We start from the raw sequence: 8,551 nt of genomic DNA, 5'->3' as shown, positions 1-8,551 counted from the left end.
AGCTCGTCGACCAACCGTGGCGCATCATGTCCATCGGACTCCGCGATTGGGCGCATGGGTTCTGATCAGCGAGACTTGGTATAAGCCGTTCTTCGAGGCGTTGCTCGCCACGTTCGCCCGCGAGGCCAACGCTGGCCGCGAGCGGACGATCGTTCTCGTCCTCGACAACGCCGGCTGGCACACTGAAGCGGGGTTGAACCTCCCCGAAGGCGTACGCCTGGTCTTTCTTCCGCCCTATACGCCCGAACTCCAGCCGGCGGAGACGCTATGGGCGCTCGTCGATGAGCCGATCATCAACAAGCACGCCGCCAACATCCAACAGCTGAACGAGATCATCGCATCGAGATGCGTCGCGCTCGCAAACGAACGCGACACCATCAAAAGCCGAACTGGATTTCACTGGTGGCCCGAAATCGTAAAACCGAAGTGATCAAACGGAAACCGTATGATTTTTTTCCGCAGCCGTGGTGTTGGATGCGACTACGGTCGGGCTACGCCCTCCCTGCATCACACCCAACACCACGGTGCCCGCAACAAACGAAACCCGGCAGAAAACCACTTATCATTGGCGGGAAACTGTTCAGACAACCGGCGCCAGCTCTGTTGCCGAAAATAATCAGCAGCGTAAAGTTCCGCGACTGAATCGAAGCTGCGTCCGAAACCAAATCCGCCGCTTGATTCACGCCGTCACCCAAATTTCCGCATAGCTCTTGTCGACTTCCGCCTTGCTAACCCATTCCCGCAGGGTGTGCGGCCGGCAGCCGATCTTGGCGGCAATCGATGACATCGCCGCCCAGCGCGAGGCGTGATCGCCCTCGTGTTCCAAAACCATCCGAACCGCGCTGGCCCGAACCTCAGGTGAAAATTTATTGGTCGTATTGCTCATGACGGCTCCATCCTACTTGGGAGTTGGAGCCTCCGGCAAACCCGGCGCGGTTCAATTTGCGGCGCCTGCAAACAGGCGGAGACTTGGCCTTGGAACTACGCTGGGTGACCGCGCCATCCCTAAGCCGCGCGGCGATTGCGGACGTGCATCAATGGCGTAAGACGCCTATTGCCGAGGGCGCCCGGCGGCCTGTTCCAATTCGTGCATGACCCGTGTCAGCCCGTCGCGCCAGTGCGGCAGGCGCACGCCATGGGCCTCAGCGAGTTTTTCGATGGACAATCGCGAGTTCAGCGGCCGCTTCGCCGGCGTGGGATAGTCGCTTGTCGGAATCGACACGACATTGGCGCACGGCCCCCCGCGCGAAAAAGATTGGGCGAAAATTTCGCGGGCGAAATCCGCCCAGGTCGCCTCGCCCTGCGCGGCCATGTGGAAGACGCCGCGCAAGGCTGAGTCCTTCGGCCGCGCGACGAGGTTGCGCGCCACGGCGACCACCCCTTCGGCGATGTCGAGCGCGGAAGTCGGCGCGCCATGCTGGTCGGCGACCACCCGCAGTTCGGGCCGAGACTCCGCGAGCCGCAGCATGGTTTTCACAAAATTCGCCCCCCAGGGCGCATAGACCCAGGATGTGCGCAAGATCGAATGGTTCGGCGTCGCCGCCGCGACCGCCTCCTCGCCGGCGCGTTTCGACGCCCCGTACACCCCGAGCGGCCCCACCGGATCATCCTCCCGCCAAGGTCTCTCGCCGGACCCGTCGAACACGTAATCCGTGGAAATCTGAATGATCGGGATGTTCAACGCGGCGGCGGCGCGCGCCACACGACCGGCCCCGCGTCCGTTAATGGCGAAGGCCAGCTCCCGCTCGCTCTCCGCCTTGTCCACCGCCGTATAGGCGCCGGCGTTGACGATCGCGTCCGGACGCGCGGCGGCGAACACAGGGGTCGGGTCGCTCTCGGCGGCAAGATCGAATTTGTCCCGGCCCAGCGCCACAATTTCCAAATCAGGACCGGCAAGCGCCTGCAGCGCGCGGGTGACCTGCCCGTCCCGCCCGGTGACGACCAGCCTCATGGCGCCGTCACCAACCCGAGCCGCTCGCCAGCGTAGACTTTGTCACGCAGCGGCCGCCACCACCATTCATTGTCGAGATACCACGCCACCGTTTTCTCGATGCCAGTGTCAAAATTCTCTTTCGCGCGCCAGCCGAGTTCGGTCTCCAGCTTGGTCGCGTCGATGGCGTAGCGATGGTCGTGCCCGGGTCGATCCGTGACGAAGGTGATCAGGTTTTGGCGGCTTTCCGCCCCCGGACGGGCGCGGTCGAGGATGTCGCAAATGCGCCGGACGATGTCGATGTTGCGGCGCTCGTTGCGCCCGCCCACGTTGTATTTCTCGCCAACCCGTCCCAGCGTAAGGATTGTCAGCAGGGCGCGGGCGTGGTCCTCGACATAGAGCCAGTCGCGCACGTTCGACCCGTCGCCGTAGACCGGCAGTTTCTTGCCGTGCAGCGCGTTGAGGATGACCAGCGGAATGAGCTTTTCCGGAAAATGATAGGGCCCGTAATTGTTCGAGCAGTTGGAAATCACCACCGGCAGGCCATAGGTGCGGCCCCAGGCGATGGCCAGATGATCGGACGCCGCCTTCGACGCCGAATAGGGCGAGGACGGATCGTAGGGCGTGGTTTCTTCGAAGAGTCCGTCCGGCCCGAGCGACCCGTAAACCTCATCGGTGGAGACGTGCAGAAAGCGAAAAACGTCTCGTTGCGGCGCCGGCAGCCCGCCCCAATAGGCGCGCGCCGCTTCGAGCAAGGTGAAACTGCCAACGACATTGGTCGTGACGAAATCGCCGGCGCCGGTGATCGACCGGTCGACATGGCTTTCGGCGGCGAGATGCATCACCCCGTCAGGCCGGAAATTTTCGAAGGCCGCGTCCATGGCGGCGCGATCGCAAATGTCGGCTTTCAAAAAGTGATAGTTCGGATTGCCCGCGATGTCGCGCAGCGACTCCAGATTGCCGGCGTAGGTCAACTTATCGACATTGAGCACTTGCGCGCCCTCGCCCACCAGATAGCGGCAGACCGCCGAGCCAATGAACCCCGCGCCGCCCGTCACAAGAATCCGCATTGACGTCTCCTCACAACCCGTCTTCGGCGATGCGCAGCAGGAAGCGCCCGTAGGGGGTCTTGCCGAACAATTCGCCGCGCGCGATCAACTGGTCGCGGCCGATGAACCCGTTGAGATAGGCGATTTCCTCAAGGCAGGCGACCTGTATGCCCTGCCGCTTCTGGATGACCTGGACGAATTCGCTCGCCTCCAGAAGGCTGTCGTGGGTGCCGGTATCGAACCAGGCATAGCCGCGCGACAGACGCTCCACGTGCAGCGCGCCCCTTTGCATATAGACGCGGTTGACGTCGGTGATCTCAAGTTCACCGCGCACCGAGGGTTTGAGGTTTGCGGCGATGTCCACGACCTGGTTGTCGTAGAAATACAGTCCGGTCACCGCCCAGGGGGATTCGGGATTTTCAGGCTTTTCGACAATGGCGACAGGCCGCCCCTCGGCGTCGATGGTGACGACGCCATAACGCTCTGGATCTTCAACGTGATAGCCGAACACGGTGGCGCCGGCGTCCCGGTCGCGGGCGCGCTTGAGCGCGGCGCTCAGCCCCGCGCCGAAAAAGATGTTGTCGCCGAGCACCAGGCAGACCGGGTCCGTCCCGACGAAGTCCGCTCCGAGAACAAAAGCCTGCGCCAGCCCTTCGGGCCGCGGTTGGACCTTGTAGGAGATCTGCACGCCGAATTGCTCGCCGGAGCCGAACAGGCGCCGGTAATTGTCGATATATTCGGGCGAGGAAATGATCAGGATCTCGCGAATGCCGGCGAGCATCAGCACCGAGATCGGATAGTAGATCATCGGCTTGTCGTAGATCGGCAGCAATTGCTTGTTGATCGCCAGCGTCGCCGGATGCAGCCGCGTGCCTGAACCGCCGGCCAGAACAATGCCCTTCATCTAAAAAAGCTCCTCAAACGAAACAATCCGGAAGGTCGCAAAGCCTGGGGTGCGTCCGATCCTTGGGAGACAGCAAATAGTCGTGCGCAAACCTGGGCCAGTCGATGGCGAGCGCGGGGTCATCGAAAGCCAAGCCGCGGTCGCATTCGGGCGAATAATATTCCGTGACCTTGTAGACCACTTCCGTGTCGGGTTCGAGCGTGCAGAAGCCGTGGGCGAAACCGACGGGAATCCACAATTGCCGCCAGTTTTCGGCGCTCAGCGTCGCAGCGATGTGGCGGCCGTAGGTCGGGGACGAGCGGCGGAGATCGATGGCGACGTCATAAATGGCGCCGCGCACCACGCGCACCAGCTTGCCCTGCGCCATCGGGTCGATTTGGAAATGCAGGCCGCGCAGCGTGCCCGCCGGCTTCGACAGCGACTGATTGTCCTGGACGAATTTTTGGCAACCGATCAGCGGCGAAGCGAGACGCTCATTATAGGTTTCGGAGAAAAAACCGCGCTCATCACCAATTTTCTTCGGGGTGAGCAGAACGGGACCGGCAATTTCAAATGTCTGGGACTGCATGTGCTGCTTCCAACCCGGCTCACATCGAACGGATATAGCCAAGCATAAGTGTGACCCCTAAGCAATTAGGGAGATTATTGATCTCAGTCAATCGCCGCTGTTGCCTTTACGTAACTCTCGACACCCGAATTGAACGATGCTGTCGCTCGCAGAGCGTCGAAAAGATCATCCCTGGCGCCCACAAGCTCGCGAAGCTCGCAACAACAAGGCCATCTCCCGGGCCCCGCTCACCTGCCTCGGGCGACAAAACCGGGATTGGCGTAGCCCTCATCGCTCTTGCCATAGGCAAACGGCGCGCCCGACACTGTTTCCATGCGCCCGCCAGCCGCGCGCAAAACCGCGTCGCCGGCGGCGGTGTCCCATTCCATGGTGCGGCCGAAACGCGGATAGACATCGGCCGCCCCCTCCGCGACCAGACAGAATTTTATCGACGAGCCCGAGGGCGCGGCGCCGCAGTCGTGACGCGCGAGCCAGTCTTGCGTCTCCTTGTCGAGATGTGAGCGGCTGACCACGGCGATGAGTTTCTCCGGCGCCTTCCGGCAGCCGATCTCCGTCCAAACGATGCGTTCGGGATCGACGACGCCCACGGGCAGGACGCCGGCGCGGGCGCGGGTTTCGCAGCCGACCCAGAGGCGTCCCTGGGCCGGCGCGAACACCACGCCGCATACCGGCGCGCCGCGCTCGACCAGCGCGATGTTGACGGTGAACTCTTCCGCTCCCTTCAAGAATTCCTTGGTGCCGTCAAGCGGATCGACCAGGATGAACACGTCGGCCTCGGCTGCGGCCTCGGGCGTCTCGGCCTCTTCGGAAACTACGGAGATTTGCGGCAGGGCGTCCGCCAGCCGGGAGAGAATGACGCTGTTGGCCGCGAGATCGGCCGCCGTGACCGGGCTGCCGTCGGCTTTCGCCTGCGCGTCCGCGTCCTTGCGCCAATAGGGAAGAATCGCGGCGCCCGCCTCCAGGGCGGTCGTAACGAAGAGATCGGCGATCGCGGGGAAATCGAGTGAAAAAGTCTGAACGTCGGCCATGCGGGCTCCGTCTTGCTAAAATCGCAAATTCCAGCTTTCTATACGCTACGCGCGGTTTGTCTAAGGCTTGTTGCGGAGATCGACACATTCAATGGTTTTAAGTGAACATTTGCGGCGTCTGGAAGCCGAGTCCATTTTCATCCTCCGCGAGACCGTGGCGGAGTTTTCCAATCCGGTCATGCTCTATTCGATCGGCAAGGATTCGAGCGTGATGCTGCATCTGGCGCTCAAGGCCTTTTATCCGGCCAAACCGCCCTTTCCACTGCTCCACGTCGACACCACCTGGAAATTTCGCGAAATGATCGCCTTCCGCGACGAGACCGCGGCGCGGGTGGGCATGGACCTGCTGGTTCACGTGAACCAGGAAGGGGTCGCGCGGGGCGTCTCTCCGGTGGCGTCGGGTTCGTCGGTCCATACGCAGGTGATGAAGACCGAAGGACTGCGCCAGGCGCTGGACAAGTGGAAGTTCGACGCGGCCTTTGGCGGCGCCCGCCGCGACGAGGAAAAGAGCCGCGCCAAGGAGCGCATCTTTTCCCACCGCAACGCCGCGCACGGCTGGGACCCCAAGAACCAGCGGCCGGAACTGTGGCGCGTGTTCGACACCCGCATCCAGCCGGGCGAGTCGATGCGCGTCTTTCCGCTGTCGAACTGGACCGAACTGGACGTGTGGGACTATATCGCCGCCGAAAACATTCCCGTCGTTCCGCTCTATTTCGCCAAGCCGCGCCCGGTCGTGCGCAGAGACGGCGCGCTGATCATGGTGGATGACGAAAGGCTGCCGTTGAAGGCTCAGGAGACGCCGGAAATGCGCCAGGTGCGCTTTCGCACCCTCGGCTGCTATCCGCTCACCGGGGCCATCGAGTCCGAAGCCGCCGCGCTCGAAGACATTATCGCGGAAATGCGCGCGTCCAAAACCTCCGAACGCCAGGGCCGTCTTATCGATTTCGACGAATCCGGCTCCATGGAAAAGAAGAAGCGCGAGGGTTATTTCTGATGCCGCTGCCCACTTTGCGTTTTCTCACCTGCGGTTCGGTCGACGACGGCAAGTCCACCCTCATCGGACGCCTGCTTTACGAGCGCAGCCTGATCTTCGACGACACGCTCGCCAGCCTGGAGCGCGATTCGAAAAAATTCGGCACGACGGGCGAGGAGGTGGATTTCGCGCTCCTGGTCGACGGCCTTGAGGCCGAGCGCGAACAAGGAATCACCATCGACGTCGCCTACCGCTATTTCTCGACGGCAAATCGTTCGTTCATCGTCGCCGACTGCCCTGGCCACGAGCAATATACCCGCAACATGGCGACCGGCGCCTCCAACTGCGACCTCGCCATCCTCCTGGTGGACGCGCGAAAAGGCCTTCTGGTCCAGACCCACCGACACGCCAACATCGTGTCGCTGCTGGGCATCCGCCACGTGGTGCTCGCGGTCAACAAGATGGACCTCGTCGACTACGACCAGGCCGTGTTCGAGCGCGTTGTCGCGGATTTCAGGGCTGCGAGCGCCACGCTGAATTTCGCGACGGTCACGCCCATTCCGCTTTCGGCGCGGCGCGGCGACAATGTCTCCGGCGCTTCCGCGCACATGAGCTGGTACAAGGGGCCGGACCTCCTAAGTTTCCTGGAGCAGGCCGATGTCGAGGAAGCCACGGCCCACCGTCCGCTGCGTTTCCCCGTCCAATGGGTCAACCGTCCCAATCTCGACTTTCGCGGCATGGCGGGAACGCTCGCCTCCGGGAGCATCGCCAGGGACGACGAAATCGTCGTCGCCGCCTCGGGGAAAAAGACGCGCGTCGCCCGCATCGTCACCATGGACGGCGACCTGGAGCGCGCCGAAGCGCCTGACTCCGTCACCCTGGTGTTCGCCGACGAGATCGACGCCTCGCGCGGCGACCTGCTATGCGACCCACTCAACCGGCCCGATGTCGCCGACCAGTTCGCGGCGCATCTGATCTGGATGAGCGAGGAGCAGCTTTTTCCGGGACGCTCGTATCTGCTGAAATGCGGCGGCGCCGTCATTCCCGCCAGCGTCACCGAGATCAAGCACAGGGTCGATGTCGAAACGCAGGCGCAGGCGGCGGCCAAGACACTTCATCTCAACGAGATCGGCCTCTGCAACCTCGCGCTGTCAAAACCGATCGCCTTCGACGCCTATGCGGACAACCGCACCACCGGCGCTTTCATCCTCGTCGACCGCGCCACCAACAGCGTCGCGGCGGCCGGCGTCATCGCATTCGCCCTGCGGCGCGCCAGCAACGTGCATCTCCAGGCGCTCACCCTCGACAAGGCCAAGCGCTCCATCCTCAAGCACCAGAAACCGGGCATTCTCTGGTTCACCGGCCTGTCGGGCGCCGGAAAATCGACCATTGCGAACGCCCTCGAGGCCAAGCTGCTGCAACGGCGCGCCCACACCATTCTTCTCGATGGCGACAATGTCCGCCACGGGCTGAACAAGGATCTGGGCTTTACCGAAGTCGACCGCGTCGAAAACATCCGCCGCGTCGGCGAGGTCGCGAAGCTGATGGTCGAATCCGGCCTGATTGTCCTGTGCTCGTTCATCTCGCCCTTCGCCGCAGAGCGCCGGCTGGTCCGCGATCTCGTCGAAACAGGCGAATTCGTCGAGATTTTCGTCGACACGCCGCTTGCGGATTGTATCGCCCGGGACCCCAAGGGCTTGTACAAGAAGGCGCTGACCGGACAGATCAAGAATTTCACCGGCGTCGACCAGGCATACGAGCGGCCGGAAGCGCCGGAAATCGTCATCGGCGGGGATGGCGCGACCCCCGAGCAGGCGGCGGACGCGATCATCGCCTGGATGGATGGGCGCGGTTTTTTCGCGCTGGGGTAAAAATCGACCGGAGGCGACGATCGACCCACCGGTCTGTTCGATCGCCGCCCTCCAGAAAAAACGCGCCGGCGTCTTCGGCCTGGCCGCCCATGCCACGTCGCGACTTGGCTTGAGCGCGGGTGACCCATGCCGCCGGCTTTCGGGCGGGATTTTCTCATCCCTCCTCCGAAGCGCTGGCGTCCGCCCCCTGCTGGTAAGAAAATCTTGATACCGCAAGCCTAAGACTGA

8 protein-coding genes and 1 pseudogene are annotated in these 8,551 nt (G+C 62.8%); 3 read left to right on the top strand and 6 right to left on the bottom strand.

What is annotated here, in order from left to right; genetic code table 11:
• Positions 1–430: transposase (locus tag GJ654_RS07535; protein ID WP_210350812.1), on the top strand; the 430-nt coding region annotated here is incomplete at its 5' end.
• A gap of 282 nt (positions 431–712) precedes the next feature.
• On the opposite strand, the pseudogene GJ654_RS07530 reads toward GJ654_RS07535, so the two are convergent.
• The 6 genes and pseudogenes from GJ654_RS07530 to cysQ form a co-directional block, all read right to left on the bottom strand.
• A pseudogene (locus GJ654_RS07530) lies at positions 713–886 on the bottom strand (transposase); the annotation flags it as partial.
• Between the two features lie 165 nt (positions 887–1,051).
• On the bottom strand, positions 1,052–1,951 hold the full coding sequence (gene rfbD, locus GJ654_RS07525; protein WP_155445515.1) for a dTDP-4-dehydrorhamnose reductase: 900 nt from the start codon (positions 1,949–1,951) through the stop codon (positions 1,052–1,054).
• Entirely contained in the window at positions 1,948–3,000 is a 1,053-nt protein-coding gene (rfbB, locus tag GJ654_RS07520) for a dTDP-glucose 4,6-dehydratase (RefSeq protein WP_155445514.1), read from the bottom strand. Before rfbB ends, rfbD begins: the two co-directional genes overlap by 4 nt.
• Positions 3,001–3,010: 10 nt before the next feature.
• The gene (gene rfbA / locus GJ654_RS07515; protein WP_155445513.1) at positions 3,011–3,883 is read right to left on the bottom strand and encodes a glucose-1-phosphate thymidylyltransferase RfbA; all 873 of its coding nucleotides are present in this window, start codon (positions 3,881–3,883) and stop codon (positions 3,011–3,013) included.
• Positions 3,884–3,896: 13 nt separating this feature from the next.
• Positions 3,897–4,451 carry a dTDP-4-dehydrorhamnose 3,5-epimerase gene (gene rfbC / locus GJ654_RS07510; RefSeq protein WP_155445512.1) on the bottom strand — a complete coding sequence of 185 codons (555 nt, stop codon included), beginning with the start codon at positions 4,449–4,451 and terminating at the stop codon, positions 3,897–3,899.
• Positions 4,452–4,678: 227 nt separating this feature from the next.
• Complete coding sequence (gene cysQ / locus GJ654_RS07505; protein WP_155445511.1) at positions 4,679–5,479, bottom strand: 3'(2'),5'-bisphosphate nucleotidase CysQ; 801 nt, start codon at positions 5,477–5,479, stop codon at positions 4,679–4,681.
• Between the two features lie 91 nt (positions 5,480–5,570).
• Between cysQ and cysD the strand changes: the two genes are divergently transcribed.
• Both cysD and cysN read left to right on the top strand, forming a co-directional pair.
• A complete protein-coding gene (cysD, locus tag GJ654_RS07500; RefSeq protein WP_155445510.1) occupies positions 5,571–6,473 on the top strand; it encodes a sulfate adenylyltransferase subunit CysD in 903 nt (300 codons plus the stop codon).
• Positions 6,473–8,323, top strand: a complete 1,851-nt coding sequence (cysN, locus tag GJ654_RS07495; protein ID WP_155445509.1) for a sulfate adenylyltransferase subunit CysN — start codon at positions 6,473–6,475, stop codon at positions 8,321–8,323. Before cysD ends, cysN begins: the two co-directional genes overlap by 1 nt.
• The last annotated feature ends 228 nt before the right edge of the window (positions 8,324–8,551 follow it).

This window comes from Rhodoblastus acidophilus, assembly GCF_009720655.1.
GTDB lineage: Bacteria > Pseudomonadota > Alphaproteobacteria > Rhizobiales > Beijerinckiaceae > Rhodoblastus > Rhodoblastus acidophilus_A.
The sequence above is the reverse complement of the archived record's forward strand: the minus strand, read 5'-3'. Positions and strand labels throughout refer to the sequence as shown.

Coding starts and splice junctions, on each gene's coding strand:
- rfbC (WP_155445512.1), bottom strand. CDS start 4,451: ATGCAGTCCCAGACATTTGAAATTGCCGGTCCCGTTCTGCTCACCCCG.
- cysN (WP_155445509.1), top strand. CDS start 6,473: ATGCCGCTGCCCACTTTGCGTTTTCTCACCTGCGGTTCGGTCGACGAC.
- rfbA (WP_155445513.1), bottom strand. CDS start 3,883: ATGAAGGGCATTGTTCTGGCCGGCGGTTCAGGCACGCGGCTGCATCCG.
- cysD (WP_155445510.1), top strand. CDS start 5,571: ATGGTTTTAAGTGAACATTTGCGGCGTCTGGAAGCCGAGTCCATTTTC.
- rfbB (WP_155445514.1), bottom strand. CDS start 3,000: ATGCGGATTCTTGTGACGGGCGGCGCGGGGTTCATTGGCTCGGCGGTC.
- rfbD (WP_155445515.1), bottom strand. CDS start 1,951: ATGAGGCTGGTCGTCACCGGGCGGGACGGGCAGGTCACCCGCGCGCTG.
- cysQ (WP_155445511.1), bottom strand. CDS start 5,479: ATGGCCGACGTTCAGACTTTTTCACTCGATTTCCCCGCGATCGCCGAT.